The sequence below is a fragment of the Gemmatirosa kalamazoonensis genome, assembly GCF_000522985.1.
GTDB classification, from domain to species: Bacteria; Gemmatimonadota; Gemmatimonadetes; order Gemmatimonadales; family Gemmatimonadaceae; genus Gemmatirosa; species Gemmatirosa kalamazoonensis.
Window position 1 is genome coordinate 2509823 of the sequence record NZ_CP007128.1, and the last position, 23374, is coordinate 2533196.

Consider the following 23374-nt stretch of genomic DNA (forward strand, 5'->3'; position numbering starts at 1 on the left):
CCGCGCCCGCCCGCATGTCGCTGTCGCTCGTTCTCGCCGCACTCGTCGCCGTCACCGACTCCGCCACGCACAACGGCCGCGCCGGACAGACCACCGTGCCGGCCGTGCGCGCGGACACGACGATCGACGTGGACGGACGGCTCGACGAGCCGGTGTGGCGTCGCGCGGCGCTGCTCACGGGGTTCTCGCTGTACCAGCCTGCCGACGGCCGGCCCGCGCCCGACTCCACCGAGGTGCTCGTGTGGTACTCGCCGACGGCGATGCACTTCGGCGTGCGCGCGTACGAGCCGCACGGCCCGGTGCAGGCCACGCTCGCCGACCGCGACCGCGTGAGCGCCGACGACAACGTCGAGATCCAGCTCGACACGTTCGACGAGGGGCGGCGCGCGTTCGTCTTCATCGTGAATCCGTTAGGCGTGCAGGCCGACGGCACGAAGAGCGAGGCGGGCGGGTTCATCCCGGGGTCCAACGTCATGCCGGGGCAGAACGACCTCAGCGCCGACTTCCGCTGGCAGTCGAAGGGACGCGTCACCGAGTGGGGCTACGAGGTCGAGATCCGCATCCCGTTCGCGAGCCTGCGCTATCCGGTGGGCGCGCCGCAGCGGTGGGGGCTGCAGATCGTGCGGCACGTGCAGCACTCCGGCTACGAGGAGACGTGGACGCCGGCGCGGCGCGCGTCGGCGTCGTTCATCGCGCAGGCGGGGAAGCTCGTCGGGCTCGCGGGGATGCGGCACGGGCAGGTCGTGGAGCTGAACCCCGAGCTCACGAACACCGCCGCCGGCGCCGCGGCCGCACCGTCCGGCGACTGGCGCTACCGGAACGACGCGCAGCTCGGCGGCAACGTGCGCTGGGCGGTGGGCAGCGACGTCGTGCTGAACGGCACGGTGAAGCCCGACTTCTCGCAGGTCGAGGCGGACGCGACGCAGATCGCCACCGACCAGCGGTTCGCGCTGTTCTATCCGGAGCGGCGGCCGTTCTTCGTCGAGGGAAGCGACCAGTTCAACGTGCCCAACACGCTCGTCTACACGCGCCGCATCGTGCGGCCGGAAGCGGCGGCGAAGCTGACGGGGAAGATCGGACGCAGCGACGTCGCCGTGCTGTCCGCGGTCGACGACCGCGCGACGACGAGCGACGCGTCGCGCCCGCTCGTGAACATCGTGCGGCTGCGGCGCGACTTCGGGCGCCAGAACACGGCGGGGATCCTGTACAGCGGGCGCACGAGCGGCGCGCGCGCGACAACCACGTCGCCGGCGCCGACGCGCGCGTGGTGTTCCGCCGCATCTACTTCGCGCAGGTGCAGGCGGTGCAGAGCGTGACGTCGGAGGGCGGCGAGACGCGCTCGTCGCCGATGTGGGAGGGCGTCGTCGATCGCACGGGACGGAACTGGGGCTTTCACTACAACGTCATCGGCATCGGCCCGCGCTTCCAGACGGACAACGGCTTCGTGCCGCGCACCGGCTACGTGCAGCCGAGCTTCTCGAACCGCTTCACCGTGTACGGCCGTCCCGGCGGGCTGTTCGAGCGCTACAACGTGTTCGCCACGACCGCGGGGCTGTGGCGCTACGCCGACTTCTTCGCCGGCCGCAGCGTGCTCGAGGACCGCGTGTCCGCGTCGAACCAGATCACGCTGCGCGGCGGGTGGAGCGTGAACGTCAACCCCACGCTCGCGAGCTTCGCGTTCGACCCGGCGAGCTACGGGGGACTGTTCGTGAACAGGAACGCGAACGACGCCGGCATCGTGCCGTTCGTGCCGTCGGCGCGCATCGCGACGCTCACGAGCGCGTACAGCATCTCCACGCCGCAGTTCCGCCGCTTCTTCGCGTCGGTCGGCGGATCGATCGGGAACGACGTCGACTTCGCGGAGACGTCGCGCGCGCGCGGCGGCGCGACTACAACGCCACGCTCGACCTGCGCCCGAGCGACCGGCTGCGCGTGAGCGCGACGTACGTGAGCTCGCGCTTCACGCGCCGGAGCGACGGCGAGGCGACGCTCGTGACGCGCATCCCGCGCCTCAAGATGGAGTACCAGCTCGCGCGGCCGGTGTTCGTGCGCGTGGTGTCGCAGTACGAGTCGAGCCGCCGCGCACCGCTCCGCGACCCGGCGACCGGCGGCGTGCTGCTTGTCCCCGGCTCGAGTCCGGGCACGTTCGTGGCCTCCGCCGAGCGGGCGAGCAACGCGCTGCGCACCGACTGGCTGTTCTCGTACCGGCCGGCGCCGGGCACCGTGTTCTTCGTCGGCTACGGCAACACGCTCACCGAGCCGCAGGCGCTCGCGTTCTCGGGGCTGCGCCGCACGGGCGACGCGCTGTTCGTGAAGGCGAGCTACGTGTTCCGGGCGACGCGACAGGAGTGACAGGACCCGGGCTCGGTCTGGACAGGATGACAGGATGGACAGGATGAGAACCAACGACAAAGGCACTGCACTAGTCGTTTGGTTCACGTCCTGTCCGTCCTGTCATCGTGTCCGCTTTTCGTTCCTTCGGTTCGTCATCCTGTCCGAGCCGTTCCCCCGTCGATCCTGTCGCGCCGCCGCCACTGTGGCGCGCGTCACACCGGGCGCTCGTGTCGAGCGTCACGCGGGAGGGACCGCGCGATGTTGACCGGTGTGCGGCCCGGTCGTCCTGTGAGGGACAGGCGCCGGCGATTCGGCGCGCCGTGCCCCCACGCAGTGAGGACGCAACGATGTTCAGGCGCCGCAAGCCGCAGGTCGCGGGAGACGGGCTGGTGGTCGGCAGCGAGGACGCGGTGCGCGGCACGCTCGCCGCGCGCACGGTGACCGTCGCCGGCCACGTGGACGGCACGCTCGACGTCGCGGGCGCGCTGTTCGTGCTGGAGTCGGGACGCGTGAGCGGCATGGTGCGGGCGACCCGGTTCGTCGCGGAGGCGGGCGCCGTCGTGCGCGCCACGTGTCGCATCGGCGTGCCGGCCGCGTCGGAGGGCGACGCGCTCACCGCCGACGCGCCGGCGCGCAAGGCGGTGCTGAAGCTCACGCCGCGCGCCATGCAGCGCGTCGCGCCCCAGGGCCCGGGCGGTGCCTAACGCTCGCGCGGCGCGCGCCCGGTCGACGGCGCGTGAGGAGGGTCGGTCGGCGGGGGATGCGCAGGACGTGCGGCTGCTCGTGGTGCGGCACGCGCGCCCGGTGCGCGAGATCCGCGTCCGGCCCCGCACGATCTGGCGCGTCGCCACGGTCGCTGCGCTCGCGCTGTGGCTCGTGCCGCTCGCGTTCCTCGCCGGCGTGGCCCGGCAGGCGCGCGACGACCGTGCGCGGCTCGCCGTCGACGTGCAGTCGCTCACCGCGCGCACGGCGCGGCTCTCGGCCGACGTCGCGGCGCTCGAGCACTCGGTCGGCGTCGCCGCCGCCCGCGCCGCCCGCGACTCGGCCACGCCCACCGCGGTGCTCGTGGATCGCGCGTCGGCGGCGAACGGGTGGGTGGACGACATCGAGCGGCGCGTCGGCACGGTGCGCGACCACGTGGTGTCGCGTCTGCGCTCGATTCCCACCGGCGTGCCGATCGTCGCGCGACTGTCGTCGGGCTTCGGATGGCGCACGAACCCGTTCGGCGGCGGACGCGCCGAGTTCCACCCCGGGCTCGACATCCCGGCCGCGTACGGCTCGCCGGTGAAGGCCACCGCCGACGGCGTCGTGGAGTACGCGGAGTGGCGCAACGGCTACGGCCTCGCCGTCGCGATCCGCCACGCCGACGGTTTCAGCACCCTGTTCGGGCACCTGTCGTCGGCCACGGTGCACGCGGGCGACCACGTGACGCGCGGCACGGTCGTCGGCCGCGTCGGCAACGAGGGGCGCTCGACCGGCCCGCACGTCCACTACGAGGTTCGCCGCTTCGGCAAGGCGGTCGATCCGCGACGCGTTCGCGCCGCGCCGCCCTCGCCGGCCCCAGACTCAACCCGTTAGGCACCATGCCACAGCCACTCGAGCACGAGATCGCCGAGCCGCGCGAGCTCCCGCCGCCCGCGCCGAAGAAGGGACCGCCGCTCACCGTGGTGGCCGAGGGGACGAACGTCGACGGCCGGGTGCAGGTCACCGGCGACCTGCGTGTCGACGGCGAGGTGCGCGGTCCGCTGCTCTCGGCCGGCGCGACGTGCGAGGTGAGCCCCGACGGCACCGTCGTCGTGCAGTCCGCGCGTGCGGCGACGCTCGTCGTGCACGGCACGCTCCGCGCCGACGACGTGGCCGCGCGCCGCGTCATGGTCGCCGCCGGCGGTGCGCTGCACGCGCGCGTCGTCGCCGCCGAGTCGGTGGAAGTGGAGACGGGCGGCGTGCTCGAGGCGGAGCTGGAGATCGGGCACGGCTGACGCGCGCGCTCAGTTGCGACAGCGCACGCGGTAGAACCTCGGCTCGGGCCCGAAGTGGAGCGTCAGGCCGCGCTCCAGCATCGAGGCGCGCAGGTAGTTGTACGTCTGCCTTGTAGCGTACGCCGCCAGCACGACGGTGGATTTCAGCTCCACGACGAGCGAGTCGTCGACGAGCGTGTCGATGCGCTGCCGCCGCACGACCTCGCCGCGGTAGTACACGTCGACCCAGACCTCGTGCTCGACGCGGTGTCCGCGCAGCTGGAGCTCGCGGCCGAGCGCCGCCTTGTGGGGACATGCTCGAAGGTGCGAGCGCGGGGGCTGAGCACGTAGGCGAGGGAACGCGGACGCATCATTTCCATCGCGTTACCATCGGACACATACGGCCGTTGAGCCTCATGGGTCCGATCGTAACGCAATGGAGGTGATGCGTCCTCCAGCCGAGCGCGCTGCTGCTCAGGCCCGCCACCATGGCCGTCGATGCGCAGGTCAGAGATCCAGCAACGCGGTGCCGACGTATTCCCGTCGCTCGCCGCCGTTCGCCGCTCTCTCACCATGTCGCAGGAGACCTCCGATGCGCTTGCCCGCACTCCGAGGTCGGCCCCTCGCTCGCTATGCTGGGCCGATCGCCGCTGCTCTCGTCGTCGTCGCCGCCGCCGCTGGCGTCGTCGTGGCGTCCGACCACCAGGACACGCCGCTCGTCGAGATGAATCAGCGCTTCGACGTGAACGACGTGTACGCGTTCCCGGGCTCGACGCCCGACCGGATCGCGCTGGTGCTCGGCACGTCGTCGCCGCTCACCCCCGCCCGCACGCCGACCGCGCGCTTCGGCACCGTGAACGAGGCGCTGTACCAGATCAAGGTCGACAACAACGGCGACGGCGTCGAGGACCTGGTGTTCCAGGTGACGTTCGCCGGCAACGATCGGCAGACCGTGCGCCTCGTCGGCCCCGTGCGGCCGAACCAGACCGGCACGGCGAACACGCTGGTGACGAACCCCGCGCGCACGCTCACGGGCCGCACCGGGGAGATCCTCGGCTCGCCGACCGGCGTGCAGCTGTTCGCCGGCCCGCGCGACGATCCGTTCTTCATCGACCTCGAGGCGTTCTTCCGCATCCTGCCCGACCGCGAGCCGGTGAACGGGCCGCTGTCCCAGATCCCGCAGGGACCGCTCACGTTCCGCCCGCAGGGACAGGCCGTCGACTTCGTGCGGGGGATCAACGACCTCGCGATCGTCATCGAGCTGCCGGTCTCCATGCTGAGCGACGGCGGCCGCCGATCGCGGTTCGGCATCTGGGGCACGACGAGCATGATGCGCAGCGCCGGCGCGATCTGACCGCGACCACACCACATCGACACCGACACCGAGGAGCACGATTCCCATGCGCAACCTTCGACCGTGGGCCGCGGCCGCTCTCGCCGCGCTGGCCCTCGCGGCCTGCCGCGACACGGACCGCTCGCCCCTGGCGCCTAACGAGCCGAGCTTCGCCACGTCCTCGTCCGCGATCTACGACCAGGTGGAGTTCCTGGGCAACCCGCTCGTGAGCGAGGTCACGATCCAGAAGGCGAACCACGACCTGTACAATCGCACGCAGCCGTACAACACGGCGACGTTCGCGCCGCAGACCGGCGCGTTCGTCACGGGCGTCGCCGGACGCCCCCAGGCGTACGCGAACACGATCGCGAGCGTGCTCTATCCCGACATGCTCGTCGTCGACACATCGAAGCCCGGCTCGACGGCGGGCTGGCTCTCGTGGGCGCTCGCGAACGGCTACGGCGGCCGCAAGCTCACCGACGACGTCGTCGACATCGCGCTCATCGCGGTGTTCTCCGACCTGCTGAGCCCCGTCGGCGCCAGCTGCTCGCCCGGCCAGCTCCCACTGTGCACGGACAACGTGGGCGCGAACGACCGCGCGTTCTCGCCGACGTTCCCCTACCTGGCGACGCCTAACAGCTGAGGGCAGGAGGGCAGGAGGGCAGGAGGGCAGGAGAGTCCGAAGCTCCACTGCCCTCCTGCCCTCCTGCCCTCCTGCCCTCAGGGTTCAGCCATCAGCTCCGCCCGCAGGTGCCAGCAGCGAAACAGCTCCGCGATGAACCCCATCCGCTGGTCGAGCGATGACCAGTCGACGGCGCCGCTGCCGGCGGGGCCCTGGGGCGCGTGGTCGACGCGCGACAGCAGCGTGCGGAGGGCAGGGAGCGAGGGCGCGCGCAGCTCGGGTGGGTACGCGCCGCGCACGTCGCGGCCGAGTCGCACGACGGCGCCCGGCAGGTGGATCGTCATCAGCGTCTCGGTGAGCACGACGCGCAGCTCGCGGCGCACCGCGTCGCACAGCGCGTCCGCCGCGACGTCGAGCGGGAGTGGGCGGCCGAGCCGACGCGCGAGCCACGCGCGCGCGCGGCGCCACGGCGACGGCAGCAGCGCCGCGAGCAGCGCCGCCCGCGCCGCCTCGGCGTCGAACGCGGCGTCCATCGCGGCCGAGATCTCCGGCTGCAGGCGCGTCTGCTCGTGCAGCCCCACCAGCAGGTTGCCGAGCAGCAGCTGCTCGGCGCGGGCGACGTCGTCGGTCGCCGCGCACGCCGACGCGTAGGAACGGAACGCGTCGGCGAGCAGGCGCTGGCCCTCCGGCGGCTCGCCGGCGCGCAGGGCGTCGCAGAACGCATCGGTTGCCTCGCGGGGCTGCGCGAGCCAGCGCGCGAACTCGCGGCCGATCTCGGCGAACACCTTCAGGTTCCCCGCCGCGACGGCCGCGGATGCGCGTCGCGTCGCGGCGTCGATGCCTAACGCCTCGCGCAGCGTCGCGAGCAGCGGGCCGGCGTCGGCGGCGAGCTGTCGTGCCAACCCCTCGACGGCCGCGCGCACCTCGGCGCGACCGAGCACGTCGTCCGCCGCGCGCTCCAGGTCCTCGCCGCGGATCGTGATGCCGGCCTGCGCCGACGCCCACGTCGCGAACGTGCACCAGTTCGCCCCCGGCGCCGCACGCACCGCCACCGCAGCCGAGAGCTCGTGGTAGCAGCGCGTGATGCGCCGGTTGCGCGCGACGGGGTCCGGCATCGCCGCGATCTCGTCCACCTCCGACACGCTCGGCACGCCGGCAAGATACGGCCGGTGCGCGGCCGCCGCGTCAGCCGGCGGTCGACTGGAGGTATTCCGCGTAGCCCTCCTCGACGGCCGCCGCGTTCCGCGCCTGGAAGCGCCACAGCCACCAGGCGAAGATGAGGACCGGGATGCCGAACCACGCCATGAAGATGGTCACCGTCATCAGCGCGCCGACGCCGGCGCTGATCTTCGCGAGCAGCTTGAGATGATTGTACGGTGCGAGCAGCGTCTGCTTCTGCGCGTGCAGCACGTCGGGATCTCGCGAGCCGGTGGCCTTGAGCGTGCCGACGACCGATTTTCTGTCGACGGGGACGAAAGGATTCGCTGCCCCTGCTGGCATCAGGCCCATGTGCTCTCCTCCCGCGAGTTGATGAAGTCGAACCGCCTCGACCCGCATTGCGCGGGGCTCGCGGAAAAACCGTCATCCCACGCCGCCGCGCCATGAACCACACGCACTACGTCGACGGCCGGTTCGTCCCGTCTCACGCCGCGGCATCGCTCGACGTCATCGACCCGTCGACCGAGGAGGTCATCGCCCGCGTCCCGGAGGGCAGCGCCGAGGACGTGAATGCCGCCGTGGCCGCCGCGCGTCGCGCGTTCGACGGGGGGCCGTGGCGCGACGTCACCGCGCAGGAGCGCGGGCGGATCCTGTTCCGGCTCGCCGAGGTCGTGCGCGCGAACGCCGCCGCGCTGGCCAAGCTCGAGACGCGCAACAACGGGAAGCCGATCGCCGAGGCGGAGGCCGACATCGCCGACGTGGCGACGTGCTTCGAGTACTATGGTGGCCTGGCGACGAAGATCCACGGCGACGTCATCCCCGTCCCCGACGACGCGCTGAGCCTCGCGCTGCGCGAGCCGATCGGCGTCGCCGGGCAGATCATCCCGTGGAACTACCCGCTGCTCATGGCGGCGTGGAAGCTCGCGCCCGCGATCTGCGCCGGCTGCACGATGGTCATCAAGCCCGCCGAGCAGACGCCGCTCACGCTGCTCGCGCTCGCCGCGCACTTCGCCGACGTCGGACTGCCGCCGGGCGTCGTGAACGTCGTCACCGGCGCCGGCGACACCGGTGCCGCGCTCGTCGCGCATCCCGACGTCGACAAGATCGCGTTCACCGGCAGCGCGGAGGTGGGCCGCCGTGTGATGCGCAGCGCGGCCGACACGCTGAAGAAGGTCTCGCTGGAGCTCGGCGGGAAGTCGCCGAACATCCTGTTCGCCGACGCCGACTTCGAGGCGAGCGTCGACGGCGCGCTGTTCGGGCTGTTCGTCAACCAGGGCGAGGTGTGCTCCGCGGGCAGCCGCATCCTCGTCGAGCGCTCGATCTACGGGAAGGTGCTCGACGCGATGGTGGAGAAGGCGCGCCGCATCCCGTTAGGCCCGGGGCTCGACCGCGCGAGCAAGATGGGACCGCTCGTCAGCCGCGAGCAGTTCGACCGCGTGCGCGGCTACCAGGAGCTCGGCAAGCGCGAGGCGAAGCTCGCGCTGGGCGGCGGGCGCGCGACGGGCGGGCGGCTCGACCGCGGGCTGTTCGTCGAGCCGACGATCTTCTACGACGTCGACAACTCCGCCCGCATCGCGCGCGAGGAGATCTTCGGGCCGGTCGCCGCGGTCATCCCGTTCGACGACGAGGCGCACGCGCTCGCGATCGCGAACGACAGCCCGTACGGGCTCGCCGCGGCGGTGTGGACGCGCGACATCTTCCGCGCCATGCGCACGGTGAAGCGGCTGCGCGCGGGGATCGTGTGGGTGAACCACATGCAGCCGACGTTCGTCGAGGCGCCGTGGGGCGGCTGGAAGCAGAGCGGGATCGGGCGCGAGCTGGGGAAGTGGGGCGTGGAGGAGTACCTGCACGTGAAGCAGGTGCACGTGAACCTCGACGAGCGGCCGATCGGCTGGTACTGACGCGGGTCATTCCCGCGCCTTGCGCGTCCGCACCAGCAGCGCGCCGTTCGCGCAGCGGCACGAGTTGCCGTAGTCGTACCAGGCGTCGCGCGGCTGCGCGAACCGGATCTCACGGACCTCGGAGAGGGGGACCGTGTTCAGCAGCGACACGTCGCCCGCGTACACGCCGTCGACGTAGACGGCGATCTCCGGGCGACTCGAGAAGCCAAGCGCGCGAGTGGAGCCGTGCAGGAAATGCGGGCGCAGGTGACGCACCGCGTCGAGCGTGAGCATGTCGCTCGACGTCGCGATCTCCGATGCGGTCAGCACCTCGAAGTCGAGCGGCGCCCGCCGCGCGCGGGTGCCGGCGCTCGACGTTCGCTCGTAGCCGCTCGTCGTCGCGCACGCGGTGGCGACGAGAGCGAGGCACAGTCCACGGATCACGGGCGCACGCATCGGAACCTCCGCGAGGAAGTCATTCGGACGGTCGATCGGATCACACCGAGCGAGCAACCGAACCGCGGCGCCTGCGGTCCTTCTGCTTCGTAGACACTTCTCCCTACGGCGACGTTGGGTATGCGCGCGCGTGGATGTGACGAACGGATCCAACGATCGTCGTCCGGCGGCCTCTCCCCTTGTGCTTCTACAAGAGCGGTCGTATGCTTGGCGCGAGGACACCATCATGCTGAGCGAGATCTGGAGCGACGTGCGCTACCGCCTGCGCGCGCTGTTCGACCGCGACGCGCTCGAGCGCGAGCTGGACGCGGAGCTGCGCTTTCATCTGGAGCGCGAGGCCGAGCGCCTCGAGCGCGCCGGGCTGTCCCGCGACGACGCAATGCGGCGCGCGCGCGCCGAGTTCGGGCGGGTCGACCGCGTGAAGGAGGCGAGCCGCCGCGCGCGCGGCACCGTGGCGCTGGAGTCCGTGCTGCACGACCTCCGCATCTCGGTGCGCGCGCTGTCCGCGAGCCGCGGGTTCACGCTCGGCGTCGTGCTCACGTTCGCGCTGGGCATCGGCGTGAACACGACGATGTTCGGCGTCGTCGACCGGCTGCTGCTGCGGCCACCGCCGTTCCTGCGCGACGTGCCGCGCGTGCACCGCGTGTACATGAAGAGCGTACGCGACGGCGTGGAGCGCACCCACGACGCGACGTCGATCGCGCGATACCTCGACCTGCAGCGCGGCAACCACACGCTGTCCTCGCTCGTCGCGTTCGACACCTGGCACGTGGCGGTCGGCGAGGGCGAGGCGACGCGCGAGCTGCCGGTCGCCGCGGTGAGCGGGGGCTTCTTCGCGCTGTTCGACGCGCGGCCCGCGCTCGGCCGCTTCATCACCCCGCAGGACGACCGCATGCCCACGGGCACGCCGGTCGTCGTGCTCGGCGACGCGTACTGGCGCGCCGCGCTCGGCGCGCGGCGCGACGTGCTGGGCCGGCAGCTGCGCGTCGGCCGCATGCTGTTCACGGTCGTCGGCGTCGCACCGCCGGGGTTCGTCGGGCTCGGCGACGGCGAGGTGCCGGCGATGTACACGCCGCTCGCCGCGTTCGCCTGGAACGCGCGCCCCGAGGACCACACGCGCGACTACCACTGGCAGTGGCCGCAGCTGCTCGCCACGCGCGCGCCCGGTGTCGACGTCGCGACCGCGCAGGCCGACCTCACGGCGGCCCTCGCGCGGAGCTGGCTCGCGCGCAACGCCGTCGAGCCGAGCGGCGCGTCGCCGGTGCAGGCCGCGCGGCCGCGCGTCATCCTCGGCCCGGTGCAGGCGAGCCGCGGCCCCGCGGCCGGCCCCGAGTCGAAGGTCGCGCTGTGGGTGAGCGGCGTCGCGGTCGTCGTGCTGCTCGTCGCGTGCGCGAACGTCGCGAACCTCCTGCTCGCGCGCGGCATGGCGCGCCGCCGCGAGATCGCGCTGCGCCTCGCGATCGGCGTGAGCCGCGGCCGGCTCGTGCGGCACCTCGTCACGGAGAGCGCGCTGCTCGCCGCGGCGGGCGGCGTCGTGGCGCTCGTCGTCGCGCGCTGGGGCGGCACCGCCGTGCGCGCGCTGTTCCTGCCTAACGATCTCTCCGGTCCCGGGCTCGGCGACGGACGGACCCTGCTCGCCACGCTCGCCGCCACCGCGGCGGCCGCGCTCGCGGCGGGGCTCGCGCCGGCGCTGCAGGCGCTGCGCTCCGACGTGTCGGACGCGCTGCGCGCGGGCGGGCGCGACGCGGACGCGCGGCCGTCGCGCGCGCGCGCGGTGCTGCTGGTCTTCCAGGCCACGCTGTCGGTCGTGCTGCTCGTCGGCGCGGGGCTGTTCGTGCGCAGCCTGCACAACGTGCAGCGCGTCCGGCTCGGCTTCGACGTGGAGCCGGTGCTCGTCGTGAGCGAGTTCATGCGCGGCGTCCAGCTTTCCGTCCCGGAGCGCGTGCGGCTGGAGCAGCGCCTCGTCGACGCGGCGCGCGCGATACCGGGCGTCGTGAGCGCGAGCCCCGCGCCGACGGTGCCGTTCTGGGGCTTCGAGGGGCGGCCGCTGTTCGTCGCGGGCATCGACAGCGTGTCGCGGCTCGGCGACTTCACGCTACAGGCGGGGAACGCCGACTACTTCCGCACGCTCGGCACGCGCATCGTGCGCGGCCGCGCGTTCGCGGCGACCGACGACCGTGCCGACGGTCCGCCCGTGACGATCGTGAGCGCGGGGATGGCGCGCGCGCTGTGGCCGGGGCGTGATCCGATCGGACGCTGCGTGCGCATCGGGGCGGACACCGCGCCGTGCGCCACCGTCATCGGCGTGGCGGAGGACATCCGACTCGACTCGTTCAACGACCCGCGCGAGTACAGCTACTACGTGCCCATCGCGCAGTACGACTTCGGCGCGGCGGGCATGGCACTGGTGCGTCTCTCCGGCGAGGCGGCCGGTCGCGCCGAGTCGGTACGACGCGCGCTGCAGCGCGTGATGCCGGGCGACGCGTACGTGACGGTGGTGCCGATGCGCGAGATGGTCGCGCCGCGCATGCGGAGCTGGCGCGTCGGCGCGACGATGTTCGTCGCGCTGGGCGGCCTGGCCCTCGCCATCGCCGGGATCGGCCTGTACGGGCTGATCGCGTACGGCGTCGCGCAGCGGCGGCGCGAGATCGGTGTGCGCGTCGCGCTCGGTGCGTCGCGTGCGCACGTGCTCGCGCTGGTGGCGCGCGGGCCGGTGCGGCTCGTCGCCGCGGGCGTGGTGCTCGGCGGGGCGATCGCGCTCGGCGTCGCGCGCGGCGTGACGGGGCTGCTGTTCCGCGAGTCGCCGGCCGATCCGCTCGTGTACGCGGCGGTGGCGCTCGTGCTGCTCGCGGTGTCGCTCGTCGCGGCCGCGGTGCCGGCGCGCGCGGCATCGCGCGTGGAGCCGACGATCGCGCTGCGGTCGGACTGACGACGCGACGAGAGGTACTGCGACGCGGGCGCTTGACACTAGGTGTTGCAACATCTAGTGTCCGTGGCCTGAAGTCGTCAACCTCGTCGCCGGAGCGCGCGCATGGCCAACGTCCGCCTGACCATCGTCTACTACAGCACCTATGGCACCAACCTCGAGATGGCGAGCATCGCCGCCGACGCCGCGAAGGACGCCGGCGCCGAGGTCCGCCTGCGCAGGGTCCGCGAGACCGCGCCCGAGGAGGTCGTGCAGGGCGTCGAGCCGTGGCGCGCGACCGCGGAGCGCATGGCGCACGTGCCGGAGGTGACGAACGACGACATGGAGTGGGGGAACGCGTATCTGTTCAGCGCTCCCACGCGCTACGGCGTGTCGGCCAGCCAGCTCCGCGCGTGGATCGACACGTTAGGCCCGCTCTGGCAGCGCGGCGTGCTGGCGAACAAGGCGGTGAGCGCGATGTCGAGCGCGATGAACCCGCACGGTGGGCAGGAGACGACGCTGCTGTCGCTCTACGTCACGATGATGCACTGGGGCGCGATCATCGTCCCGCCGGGCTACACCGATCCCGTGCAGTTCAAGGCCGGCGGCAACCCGTACGGCGTGACGGTCACCGCGGGCGGGCAGGGGATTCCCGACGAGGTGAAGGACGCGATCCGCTTCCAGGCGCGTCGGCTCGTGGAGTTCGCGGGGAAGCTCGCCGGCGAGCCGGTCGCCGTGTGACCGCACACGGGTCGGCGCTTCCCCTTGCGCTTCTACAAGAGAGGCCGTAGCGTCTCGGCATGACCGACGACCGGCTCGATCTGCCGCAGGGGACGCTCGACCTGTTGATCCTGAAAGCCGTCTCGCTCGAGCCGACGCACGGCTGGGCGATCTCCGAGCGCATCCGGCAGGTCTCGCGCGAGGCGCTGCAGGTGCCGCAGGGATCGCTCTACCCAGCGCTGCATCGCCTCGAGCGCCGCGGCTGGATCCGCGCCGAGTGGGGCACGTCGGAGGCGAACCGCAAGGCGAAGTACTACGAGCTCACGCGCGCCGGCCGCAAACGGCTCGACGCGGAGACCGACGCGTGGGCGCGGCTCACCAGCGCCGTGGCGCTCGTGCTCGACATGGGCTGACGGCGCGATGCTGAGCGAGCTGTGGAGCGACGTGCGCTACCGGCTGCGCGCGCTGTTCGACCGCGACGCGCTCGAGCGCGAGCTGGACGCCGAGCTGCGCTTCCATCTCGACCGCGAGGCGGAACGACACGAGCGCGCCGGCCTCTCGCGCGACGACGCGCTGCGGCGCGCGCGCGCCGAGTTCGGGCGGCTCGACCGCGTGAAGGAGGCGAGCCGCCGCGCACGCGGCACCGTGGCGCTCGAGTCGGCGCTGCAGGACCTCCGCGTCGCGACGCGCCGGCTCCGGCGCGCGCCCGGCTTCGTCGCGGCGGCGGTGCTCGTGCTCGCGTTAGGCATCGGCGCCACCACGGCGACGTTCAGCCTCGTGAACGCGGTGCTGCTCGAGCCACTGCCGTACCCGCGCGCCGATCGCCTCGTGCGGCTCACGCAGACGGCGAGCCTCCCCGGCCTGTCGACGGTGGACCAGTCCGACGCGAGCGTGATGCTGTATCAGCGCGACGCCGCGTCGTTCGAGGGGATCGCCGCGTGGTGGAGCGACAACGTGGACGCCGACATCGAGCCGTCCGCGCCGAGCCAGGCGCCGGCGCGGGTGCAGATCGCGCGCGTCACGGCGAACCTGCTCGACGTGCTCCGCGTGCGTCCCGCGATCGGCCGCGGCTTCGCGCCCGGCGAGGACCGGGCCGGTGCGCCGCGCGTGATCCTGCTGTCGGACCGCCTGTGGCGCGAGCGCTATCACGGCGACCCGCACGCGATCGGTCGGCGCATCCTCGTGAACGAGGTGCCGCGCACGATCGTCGGTGTCATGCCGCGGGGCTTCGGCTATCCGGCGAGCACCGTCGATCTGTGGATCCCGCTGACGTGGGACCCGGCGAACGTGCGCGCGGGACGCTTCGCGTACGTCGCCATCGGCCGACTCCGTGACGGCGTATCGACGGACCGCGCGCGCGCGGACCTGGCCCGCGTGCTCACGCGGCTCCCGGACGAGTACCCGGGCGACGCGTCGGCGGCGATGCTCGCGCGTGCGCACGTGGTGCCGAGCGTCGAGCCGCTCCGCGACTCCATCGTCGGCCCCGTCGCGCGGCTCATCTGGGTGCTGATGGCGAGCGCGCTGCTCGTGCTCGTCGTCGCGGGCGCGAACGTCGCGGGGCTGTTCCTCGTGCGCGCCGAGCACGCGCAGGCGGAGCTGGCGGTGCGTGCCGCGCTCGGCTCCGGCGCCCGCCGCCTCGTCGCGCAGTCGTTAGGCGAGGCGGCGCTGCTCGGCGCCGCTGGCGGCGCGCTCGGCGTGGTGCTCGCCGTCCTCGGCGTGAAGGCGGCGGTGCGCGCCGGCGACACCTGGGCGCTGCCGCGCCTCGACGAGGTCGGCGTCGATCCGCGCACGCTGTCGTTCGCGCTCGCCGCCACGGTGCTGTGTGCGCTCTGCGTCAGTCTGCTGCCGCTGCTGCGTGCGCGGCGCGTGCCGATCGCGCTCGTGCTGCGCAGCGCGGGCCGCGGTACGGCCGCGGACCCGTCGCGCCAGCGGGCGCGCGACGCGCTCGTCGTCGCGCAGACGGCGCTCGCCCTCGTGCTCGTCGCCTCGTCGGGGCTCATGGCGCGCAGCGTCGTGCGGCTGGAGCGCGTGCAGCCGGGCTTCGTGCCGGACGACGTCGCCGTCGCGCACGTGCTGCTCCCGGCCGCGAAGTACACCACGGGCCCGATGCGCGCACGCTTCCTCCGCGACGCGCTGGACCGACTGCGCGCCGCGCCGGGTGTGCGCGACGCGGGCATCACCGACCGCGTGCCGCTCGGCACCGACGGCTGGCGCGCGACGATCGAGGTGGAGGACCGCCCACTGCCGCCGGACGCGGCGGGCGCCACGCATCCCGCGGCGACGGTCGACGGCGACTACTTCGGCACGATGCGCATCCCGCTGCTGCGCGGGCGATCGTTCGGGCCGATGGACGAGCCGCACACCGCGGAGGACGTGGTCGTGAGCCACGCGTTCGCGCTCCGCTACTGGAACGGCGCGAGCCCCGTCGGCAAGCGGATCCGGCCGGTGGGCGGCACCTGGCTCACGATCGTCGGCGAGGTGGGCGACGTGCACTACGACGCGCTCGACCGGCCGGCAGGCGACGTGGTGTACTTCCCGTTCGTCGAGCGGGAGGGCGACGGCTCGGTGCCGTACGGCGTCGCGGTGCTCGCCCGCACGGAGCCGGGCCGCGCGCCCGCGACGGTCGCCGCCATCCGCGACATCGTGCGCGCGCTCGACCCGGCGCTGCCGACGTTCGGCGAGGAGACGCTCGACGACGCGGTGCGTCGCGCGTCGGCGCGGGCGCGCGCGCTGGTCGTGCTGCTCGCGGTGGCGAGCGTCGTCGCGCTCACGCTCGGCGCCGTGGGTCTCTACGGCGTGGTGGCGTACGCGGTGAGCGTGCGTCGTCGAGAGATCGGTGTGCGCATCGCGCTCGGCGCGCGCCCCGCGGACGTGAGCCGGGCAGTGTCGCTGCACGGCCTGCGGCTCGCCGCCGTCGGCGTGGCGATCGGGCTGGCGGGCGCGCTCGTCTTCACGCGGCTGCTGCGCGGCCTGCTCTACGAGGTGAGCGCGACCGATCCGTGGGTGCTGGGGCTCACGATCGTCGCGCTGCTCGCCGTGGCGCTCGTCGCGAGCTGGCTGCCCGCGCGTCGCGCCGCCGCCGTGAATCCGGCCGAGGTGCTGGGCGCGGGGTGACGCGCGGCCCGGCCGGCCGTGCACCTTCACGTGCCAGCGCGTAGCTTGTGCGCGACTCGCCCTCCAGGAGCCGCGCATGTCCGACCGCCTCGACCGCCGAGACTTCCTCAGAGCAGCGACCGCCGCCGGCGTCGGCATCGCTTTCCCGCCCACGCCCGCCGGCGCATCGCCCCCGACGCCGGCGCCTAACGATTTCGGGGGTCTCCTCGCCGTCGCGCCGATGGACGTCGTGCGCATCGGCTTCGTCGGAGTCGGCCATCAGGGGTCGTCGCACGTCGAGAACCTCGTGAAGATCGAGGGCGCGCGGGTCGTCGCGATCTGCGATCTCGAGGCCGACCGCGTCGCGAAGATGCAGGACCTCGTCGTGAAGGCCGGCCAGCCGAAGCCTGCCGGCTACTCGGGCAGCCCCACCGAGTTCCGCAAGCTGTGCGAGCGCGACGACGTGGACCTCGTCTACACGGCGACGCCGTGGGAGTGGCACGCGCCGGTGATGCTCGCGGCGATGCGCGCCGGCAAGCACGCGGCCACCGAGGTGCCGATGGCGCCGACGCTCGACGAGCTGTGGGAGCTCGTGGAGACGGCGGAGAAGACGCGCCGCCACTGCGTGATGATGGAGAACTGCACGTACGACCGGACCGAGATGATGATCCTCAACATGGTCCGGCAGGGCGTGTTCGGTGACCTGCTGCACGCCGAGTGCGGCTACCTCCACGACCTCAGGCAGCTCAAGCTCACCGACTACTACCATCCGCGGTGGCGCATCGAGTACTCGATCAAGTACAACCGCGACAACTACCCGACGCACGGCCTCGGCCCCGTCGCGCAGTGGATGGACATCAACCGCGGCAACCAGTTCGACCACCTCGTGTCGATGTCGTCCAAGGAAGCGGGGCTCCACCTGTGGGCCGAGGAGCACGCGGGCCGCGACAACACCGAGGCGCGGCGCGCCTACAAGCTCGGCGACGTGACGAAGACGCTCATCCGCACGAAGAACGGGCAGACGATCCAGATCACGCACAACACCAGCAACCCGCGCCCGTACAGCCGCGACATCCTGCTGCAGGGAACGAAGGGGATCGTGCGGAAGTATCCGGCCGAGCAGATCTACGTCGAGGGAAAGAGCCCGAAGGCCGATCAGTGGGAGGAGCTGCGTCCCTGGCGGGAGCAGTACGAGCACCCGATCTGGAAGGAGCTCGAGGAGAAGTCGCGCGGCGCGGGGCACGGCGGCATGGACTTCATCGAGGACTTCCGCCTCATCGACTGCCTGCGCGCCGGCGTGCCGACGGACCTCGACGTGTACGACGGCGCCGCGTGGTCGGCCGTGGCGCCGATCAGCGAGCGCTCGATCGCGCAGCGCAGCCGCTCGGTCGACTTCCCCGACTTCACGCGCGGCGCATGGAAGACGCGTCGTCCGCTCGCCGTGGTGGGAAGCGGCCCCGCGGTCGCCAGCGATCAGCGGTGAGCGCGACGTGAGCCTCACGACACTCGACTGGGTCATCGTCGGCATCTCGATCGTCATCTCGTTCATCCCCGCGCTCGTGCTCATGCGGCGCGCAGGGCGCAGCACGTCGGAGTTCTTCACGTCGGGGCGCGCCGCGCCGTGGTGGCTCATCGGCGTGTCGATGGTCGCGACGACGTTCAGCACGGACACGCCGAACCTCGTGACGAACTTCGTCCGCGAGGGCGGCGTGGCGGGGAACTGGGCGTGGTGGTCGTTCCTGCTCACGGGCATGGCCACGGTGTTCTTCTACGCGCGGCTGTGGCGCCGCTCCGGCGTGCTCACGGACCTCGAGCTGTACGAGCTGCGCTACTCCGGTCGCGCGGCCACGCTGGTGCGCGGGTTCCGCGCCGTGTATCTGGGACTGTTCTTCAACTGCATCATCATGGCGACGGTGAACCTCGCCGCCGCGAAGATCTCCGCCGTGCTGCTCGGCTGGCCGATGTGGCGCACGCTCGCGGTGTGCGCGGTGCTGAGCATCGCGTTCGCCTCGGCGGCGGGGCTGTGGGGGCTGCTGGTCGAGGAGTTCATCCAGTTCGGCATCGCGATGACCGGCTCGTTCGCCGCGGCGTGGTTCGCGCTGCACCGGCCGGAAGTCGGCGGCCTCGCGGGGCTCGTCTCGCACGCGCGGCCCGCGATGCTCGGCTTCCTCCCCGACTTCGCCGACTGGTCGACGGCGGTCGTGATCTTCGTCATCCCGCTCACCGTGCAGTGGTGGTCGGTGTGGTATCCCGGCGCGGAGCCGGGTGGCGGCAGCTACATCGCGCAGCGCATGCTCGCCGCACGCAGCGAGCGCGACGCGCTCGGCGGCACGCTGCTGTTCAACGTGGCGCACTACGCGCTGCGCTCGTGGCCGTGGATCATCGTCGCGCTGTCGTCGACGCTGGTGTACCCGTCGCTCGCCGATCTGCGCGTCGCGCTGCCGTACGTCGACCCGCGACTCGTCGGCCACGACATGGCGTATCCGGCGATGCTCCGCTTCCTCCCTGCGGGCTGGCTCGGGCTCATGATCGCCGGCCTGCTCGCCGCGTACCGGTCGACGATCTCGACGCACCTGAACTGGGGCACGTCGTATCTCGTGCACGACATGTATCGCCGCTTCGTGCGCCCCGACGCGGACGAGCGGCACTACGTCGCGGTGGGGCGCCTCGTCACCGCGCTGCTCATGATCGTCGCCGCGCTCGTCACGTTCGTGCTCGACACGGCGCGCGACAGCTTCAACCTCATGATGTCGATCGGCGCGGGCACGGGGCTGATCTACCTGCTGCGCTGGTTCTGGTGGCGCATCAACGCGTGGAGCGAGATCAGCGCGATGGTGAGCTCGTTCCTCGTCGCGCTCGGGTTCTTCATCGCCGGTCGCTCCGGCGCGGCGGTGCCGGCGCACGTCTCGTTGCTCGTCACGGTCGCGGTCACGTCGGTGGTGTGGATCGGCACCACGCTGCTCACGCGTCCCACCGACCACGACACGCTCGTGCGGTTCTACGAGCGCGTGCGTCCCGCCGGCCCGGGCTGGGCGCGGGTGCGCGCGGCGTCCGGGCTCGCGCCGAGCCCCGACAGCCTGCCGCAGCAGTTCCTCGCGTGGACCGTCGGCTGCGTGTTCGTCTACGCATCCCTGTTCGCGGCGGGGAGCTGGCTGTACGGACGCGTGGGGCCGGCCGTGGGGCTGACGATCGTCGCCGTGGCGAGCGGGCTGCTCCTCGCGCGCCTCGTGGCGAGCATGTTCCGGGCGGGGGACGAGGGCCCGATGCGAGGCGAGGAACTCGGCACATCATCTTCATCGCGTTACGATCATGTCCATAGGCCCTAGCGTCATGGTGCCAGCGCCTATGGCAAGGATGGTAACGCCATGGAGATGATGCGTTAGGCTTCACTCGAGCCTGAACGCTGCGACCCGTCGCGCACCGCGATCTGCGCCCTCGCGCGCTCCCGGCCGGCCTGTCCTCATCGCCGGCGCGTCCAGACGAGCAGCACGCTGCAGCCCTCGAAGTCGGGGTCGCGATACTGCGGGGGCGCGTACGGCTCGTCGGAGTAGACCTCGATGCCCGCCACCTGACCCGGGCCCACCCACCGGCCGAGGTCATCGCCGGGCGGGAGGGTCTGCCCGTCCAGGTAGATCGCCGAGAGGCACCTGGCGCCGGTGAGCTGGCTGTGCAGGCTGCGGCCCAGGATGATCACGCCGCCGTGGCGGTCCGGGATGATGCGCAGCCCGGGCATGGCGCGCAGCGCGTCGGTGACGTTGGACGTGCGCAAGCGCGCGATGTCCGCCGGCGTGATGTACCGGCCGCCGCGGTTGTGCGCGCGACGCTCGAGGAAGCCCGCGAGCCCCGACGTCGGTCTGCCGAGGATCGTCACCGGAGCGAGCGTCTGCGCGCGATCCAGCCGCACGTTCACGGTCGCGACGCGGCCCGGAGCGAGGTCGATGGCCACGCGGCGCAGCCCGAACCCGATCGCGCGCACCTCGAGCGTCCGCGTGCCCGCGGGCAGCCCGCCTAACGAGAACTCCCCGTCCGCGCCGGCGGAGACGTCGGCGGCCGCATCCCACAGCGAGACGCGCGCGCCAGGCACCGCGCGGCCGGCCGAGTCGCGCACGACGCCGGTCACGCGTGCGGTGCCGCGCGTCACGGGGGTGGCGACGGCCATCGTGTCGGCGGCCGTCGTGTCGCCGAGGGACAGGTCACGCACGACGAGACCGCGCGTCGGGATCTCGAGCGCGATCTCGCCGCTGGCCCGTCCCGGAGCTGCGGCCGCGACGACGATCTCCTCGCCAGCCGGCACGCCGCACACCACGAAGCTGCCGCCCGGGCCGGTGATGACGGGCACGCGGCGGTGCTCCTTGTGCAGGCCGCCGGTGCCGAGCGAGCGCTCCGTCCACGTGAGGACGACCGTGGCGTTCGCGACCGCCGCGCCGTCGGCCGCGTCGCGCACACGCCCTGCGACCACGCTCGACGAGTCGGTCGGCGCCTGCGGGCTTCCGCACACCACCGGCCGCACACGGGCGAGGTCCGGCACGGCGAGGTCGACGCGCACCGCCCCGCCATCGGCCCCGATCTCGACGACCTTCGGCCTCGCCTGCACGCGCAGCAGGTCGAGCAGTGGGTGGAAGAAGCCGACGAGGTAGCGGCCCTGTGCGAGCGAGTCGATCCGCAACGCGCCCGCCGAATCGGCGACCACGGTGCGGCCGCCGTCCAGGTCGTCCGCGCGCACGATCTGCACGTAGGCCCGCGCGAGCCGTCCACGCGTGAGCGAGTCGTACACCACGCCGTGCACGGCGCCCAGCGCGCTCGTGGACTGCTGGGCGCCGGCCACGCGATGCCCGAGCGCCAGCGCGGCACAGAAGGAGGCGACTGCGGCGACACGGCGAGAGCGCATCGGGTCGATTCCGGGATCGGGGCGGTGCGAAGGTAGCGCTCCGCCCCACGCTCGGCGAGCCGCGGCGCGTCAGGCCTGCTCGAACGCCGTGAGCAGCCGTAGCTGCGCGCGCGCGCGCTCCAGATTGTGCAGCGGACGGTCCACCGCGACGCGGTAGTACGCGTCGCCGTCGAGGAAGTCCGTGAGGAAGCGCGCCGCCTGCTCGTACGTGATCACCTGCGCCGCGGTCGCGAGCAGGCCGCGCTCCGCCGCGCCTAACAGATCGCCCGTGCCGTCGAGGAAGCCCGCCGCGAGCGCGCGCAGCACGTCGCGACGTACGACCACTCGCGCGAGATCGATCTCGTCCTCCGGCGCGGCGCTCGCCGTCGATCGTGCGAGGTCGCCGTAGTCGTACGGCGAGAGCCCCGGCATCACGGTGTCGAGATCGACGACGCACACGCCCTCGCCGGTGCGCGCGTCGAGCAGCACGTTCGCCAGCTTCGCGTCGTTGTGCGTCACGCGCTCCGGCGCGTCGCCCCGCGCGTGCGCGTCGAGCAGCGCGTGGCCGAGGGCGCGTCGGCCGAGCAGCGCGTCCAGCTCCGAGCGGCACGCCGCGAGGCGCCCGACGACGTCGCGCGATGCCGCGCGCTCGAGGGCCGCGATGCGCCGCGGTGTGTCGTGGAAGCCGGGAATCGTCTCGTGCAGCCGCGGTCCGTCGTACGCGCCGAGCAGTCGCTGGAAGCGGCCGAACGCGCGCGCCGCCTCGTACGCCTCGTCGGGCGAGCGTGCCGTCTCGCGCGTCACCGTTCCCTCGACGAACGGGAACAGCCGCCACCATCCGCCCGATGCGTCCACGTGCCACGGCGTGCCGTCGCGCGACGGCACGAGCCGCAGCGCCCGCGCGTCGCGCGCCGACGTGAACGCGGTCACGCGCGCGACGTTCTCCATCACGAGGTCGGGGCGGGGAAAGACGTGCGTGTTCAGCCGCTGCAGCACGTAGCGCGCGCCGCCCGCGGTCACGATCCACGACGCATTGATGTGTCCCCCGCCGAGCGGCGACACGGCCACGTCGTCCGACGGGAGCGCGAACGCGCGCGCCGCCTCGGCAGCGCTCACGCCCACACGGGACTCGGGTACTCGCCGCGCGCGACGAGCGCCGCCAGCGCGGCGGCGACGCGCGGCCGCTCCCCGGGGTACGTCATCCCGATCCACGGGCCGGCGCCGGCGAGCACGCGCACGCTCGCGCGGCCGGCCGCCACGACGTCGTCGACGAGCGACGGGAGATAGAACTCCGCGCGCGCGTCGTCTCCGTGCGCGTCCCGAAACGCGCGGAACCCGTCGGCGAGCTGCGGCAGCACGGCACGCGTGAAGCCCCACATGCCCATCGACACCGGCGCGTCGCGCCGGATCGTGCGCGTGCGGCCCTCCACGTCGCGTCCCACGCCGTCGCCGCGGGCGTCGGCGACGACCTCGCGGATCTCCTCGGTGCAGCGGAGCCGCCCGTCGGCCGTCGCGTCGAGCACCGCGCGGCTCACGCCGCCGGCGTCGGTGAGCGTGTCGCCGAGCGGGAAGCCGACCGCCGCGTAGGTCGCGGCGTCGTCGGGTACGCCGCGGAGAAAGTCGCCGAGCACGCCGTACGCGTCCCGGCCGTAGAAGTCGTCCGCGTTCACGACCGCGAACGGCCCGCCTAACGCGGGCGCGGCGCTGAGCACGGCGTGGCCCGTTCCCCACGGCTTCGTGCGCGGCGGCTCGGTGCGCTGCACCACGAGCTCCACCGGCATCCTGCCGCGCCAGCGGGCCACGAGGCCGCCCGTGAACGCGTCGCGGTGCTCCTCTCGAATCACGAGCACGGTGCGCTCGAAGCCCGCGCGGATCGCGTCGTACACCGAGAAGTCGAGGATCGTCTCGCCGCCGGGTCCGAGCGCCTCGAGCTGCTTCGGCCCGCCGAACCGGGTGCCGAGTCCGGCGGCGAGGCCTAACAGCGTCGGCGCCATGTGCGCGAGGGTGCCATGCAGGGAACGTAACACACCTGGCCCTGCGCCTGGCCC

General features: G+C 73.0%; 21 protein-coding genes and 1 pseudogene. 15 read left to right on the forward strand and 7 right to left on the reverse strand.

Features of this window, described 5'->3' with window-relative positions; translation table 11 throughout:
* Positions 1 to 14 precede the first annotated feature (14 nt).
* The 6 genes from J421_RS10895 to J421_RS10920 all read left to right on the forward strand — a co-directional run bounded on the left by J421_RS10895 (position 15) and on the right by J421_RS10920 (position 4313).
* Positions 15 to 1316, forward strand: a complete 1302-nt coding sequence (locus J421_RS10895; protein ID WP_025411208.1) for a carbohydrate binding family 9 domain-containing protein — start codon at positions 15 to 17, stop codon at positions 1314 to 1316.
* On the forward strand, positions 1268 to 1936 hold the full coding sequence (locus J421_RS10900; RefSeq protein ID WP_148306259.1) for a hypothetical protein: 669 nt from the start codon (positions 1268 to 1270) through the stop codon (positions 1934 to 1936). Before J421_RS10895 ends, J421_RS10900 begins: the two co-directional genes overlap by 49 nt.
* Positions 1933 to 2352 (forward strand): hypothetical protein, encoded by a 420-nt coding sequence (locus J421_RS10905; RefSeq protein ID WP_025411210.1) that lies wholly within the window; start codon positions 1933 to 1935, stop codon positions 2350 to 2352. The genes J421_RS10900 and J421_RS10905 overlap by 4 nt, the downstream gene beginning before the upstream one ends.
* 329 nt (positions 2353 to 2681) lie before the next feature.
* Positions 2682 to 3038, forward strand: coding sequence for a bactofilin family protein (locus J421_RS10910; protein ID WP_025411211.1), 357 nt, complete (start codon positions 2682 to 2684; stop codon positions 3036 to 3038).
* On the forward strand, positions 3031 to 3912 hold the full coding sequence (locus J421_RS10915; RefSeq protein WP_104022503.1) for a M23 family metallopeptidase: 882 nt from the start codon (positions 3031 to 3033) through the stop codon (positions 3910 to 3912). Before J421_RS10910 ends, J421_RS10915 begins: the two co-directional genes overlap by 8 nt.
* Positions 3913 to 3917: 5 nt before the next feature.
* The gene (locus J421_RS10920; protein ID WP_025411213.1) at positions 3918 to 4313 is read left to right on the forward strand and encodes a bactofilin family protein; all 396 of its coding nucleotides are present in this window, start codon (positions 3918 to 3920) and stop codon (positions 4311 to 4313) included.
* 9 nt (positions 4314 to 4322) lie between these two features.
* Here the strand turns inward: J421_RS10920 and J421_RS10925 are convergent.
* Positions 4323 to 4586 (reverse strand): annotated as a pseudogene (locus tag J421_RS10925) (GxxExxY protein); the annotation flags it as partial.
* Between the two features lie 394 nt (positions 4587 to 4980).
* Between J421_RS10925 and J421_RS10930 the strand changes: the two are divergent.
* Complete coding sequence (locus tag J421_RS10930) at positions 4981 to 5646, forward strand: DUF4331 family protein (protein ID WP_025411215.1); 666 nt, start codon at positions 4981 to 4983, stop codon at positions 5644 to 5646.
* A 46-nt stretch (positions 5647 to 5692) separates the two neighbouring features.
* The gene (locus J421_RS10935) at positions 5693 to 6268 is read left to right on the forward strand and encodes a DUF4331 family protein (RefSeq protein WP_025411216.1); all 576 of its coding nucleotides are present in this window, start codon (positions 5693 to 5695) and stop codon (positions 6266 to 6268) included.
* A gap of 77 nt (positions 6269 to 6345) precedes the next feature.
* On the opposite strand, the gene J421_RS10940 is transcribed toward J421_RS10935, so the two are convergent.
* Both J421_RS10940 and J421_RS10945 read right to left on the reverse strand, forming a co-directional pair.
* Positions 6346 to 7398, reverse strand: coding sequence for a hypothetical protein (locus tag J421_RS10940; RefSeq protein WP_025411217.1), 1053 nt, complete (start codon positions 7396 to 7398; stop codon positions 6346 to 6348).
* A gap of 34 nt (positions 7399 to 7432) precedes the next feature.
* Positions 7433 to 7756 carry a hypothetical protein gene (locus J421_RS10945; protein WP_148306260.1) on the reverse strand — a complete coding sequence of 108 codons (324 nt, stop codon included), beginning with the start codon at positions 7754 to 7756 and terminating at the stop codon, positions 7433 to 7435.
* Between the two features lie 92 nt (positions 7757 to 7848).
* On the opposite strand from J421_RS10945, the gene J421_RS10950 reads away from it, so the two are divergent.
* Positions 7849 to 9306 carry an aldehyde dehydrogenase family protein gene (locus tag J421_RS10950; protein ID WP_025411219.1) on the forward strand — a complete coding sequence of 486 codons (1458 nt, stop codon included), beginning with the start codon at positions 7849 to 7851 and terminating at the stop codon, positions 9304 to 9306.
* A gap of 6 nt (positions 9307 to 9312) precedes the next feature.
* Here J421_RS10950 and J421_RS10955 read toward each other — a convergent pair whose 3' ends face one another.
* On the reverse strand, positions 9313 to 9741 hold the full coding sequence (locus tag J421_RS10955) for a hypothetical protein (RefSeq protein WP_025411220.1): 429 nt from the start codon (positions 9739 to 9741) through the stop codon (positions 9313 to 9315).
* Between the two features lie 226 nt (positions 9742 to 9967).
* Between J421_RS10955 and J421_RS10960 the strand changes: the two genes are divergently transcribed.
* The 6 genes from J421_RS10960 (at position 9968) to J421_RS10985 (ending at position 19785) form a co-directional block, all read left to right on the forward strand.
* Positions 9968 to 12670: an ADOP family duplicated permease gene (locus J421_RS10960; RefSeq protein WP_025411221.1), complete on the forward strand. Its 2703-nt coding sequence runs from the start codon at positions 9968 to 9970 to the stop codon at positions 12668 to 12670.
* A 102-nt stretch (positions 12671 to 12772) separates the two neighbouring features.
* On the forward strand, positions 12773 to 13387 hold the full coding sequence (gene wrbA, locus J421_RS10965) for an NAD(P)H:quinone oxidoreductase type IV (RefSeq protein ID WP_025411222.1): 615 nt from the start codon (positions 12773 to 12775) through the stop codon (positions 13385 to 13387).
* A gap of 59 nt (positions 13388 to 13446) precedes the next feature.
* Positions 13447 to 13779: a PadR family transcriptional regulator gene (locus tag J421_RS10970; RefSeq protein WP_025411223.1), complete on the forward strand. Its 333-nt coding sequence runs from the start codon at positions 13447 to 13449 to the stop codon at positions 13777 to 13779.
* 7 nt (positions 13780 to 13786) lie between these two features.
* Positions 13787 to 16480, forward strand: a complete 2694-nt coding sequence (locus J421_RS10975) for an ABC transporter permease (protein ID WP_025411224.1) — start codon at positions 13787 to 13789, stop codon at positions 16478 to 16480.
* Positions 16481 to 16556: 76 nt separating this feature from the next.
* Positions 16557 to 17942, forward strand: a complete 1386-nt coding sequence (locus J421_RS10980; RefSeq protein WP_104022506.1) for a Gfo/Idh/MocA family protein — start codon at positions 16557 to 16559, stop codon at positions 17940 to 17942.
* 7 nt (positions 17943 to 17949) lie between these two features.
* Entirely contained in the window at positions 17950 to 19785 is a 1836-nt protein-coding gene (locus tag J421_RS10985) for a sodium:solute symporter family protein (protein WP_025411226.1), read from the forward strand.
* 134 nt (positions 19786 to 19919) lie between these two features.
* Here J421_RS10985 and J421_RS10990 read toward each other — a convergent pair whose 3' ends face one another.
* From J421_RS10990 to J421_RS11000, 3 genes are all read right to left on the reverse strand, one after another.
* Positions 19920 to 21347 (reverse strand): carboxypeptidase-like regulatory domain-containing protein, encoded by a 1428-nt coding sequence (locus tag J421_RS10990; protein WP_104022507.1) that lies wholly within the window; start codon positions 21345 to 21347, stop codon positions 19920 to 19922.
* A gap of 69 nt (positions 21348 to 21416) precedes the next feature.
* Positions 21417 to 22442: a phosphotransferase enzyme family protein gene (locus J421_RS10995; RefSeq protein ID WP_158508744.1), complete on the reverse strand. Its 1026-nt coding sequence runs from the start codon at positions 22440 to 22442 to the stop codon at positions 21417 to 21419.
* On the reverse strand, positions 22439 to 23320 hold the full coding sequence (locus J421_RS11000; protein ID WP_025411229.1) for an NTP transferase domain-containing protein: 882 nt from the start codon (positions 23318 to 23320) through the stop codon (positions 22439 to 22441). Before J421_RS11000 ends, J421_RS10995 begins: the two co-directional genes overlap by 4 nt.
* Between the last annotated feature and the right edge of the window lie 54 nt (positions 23321 to 23374).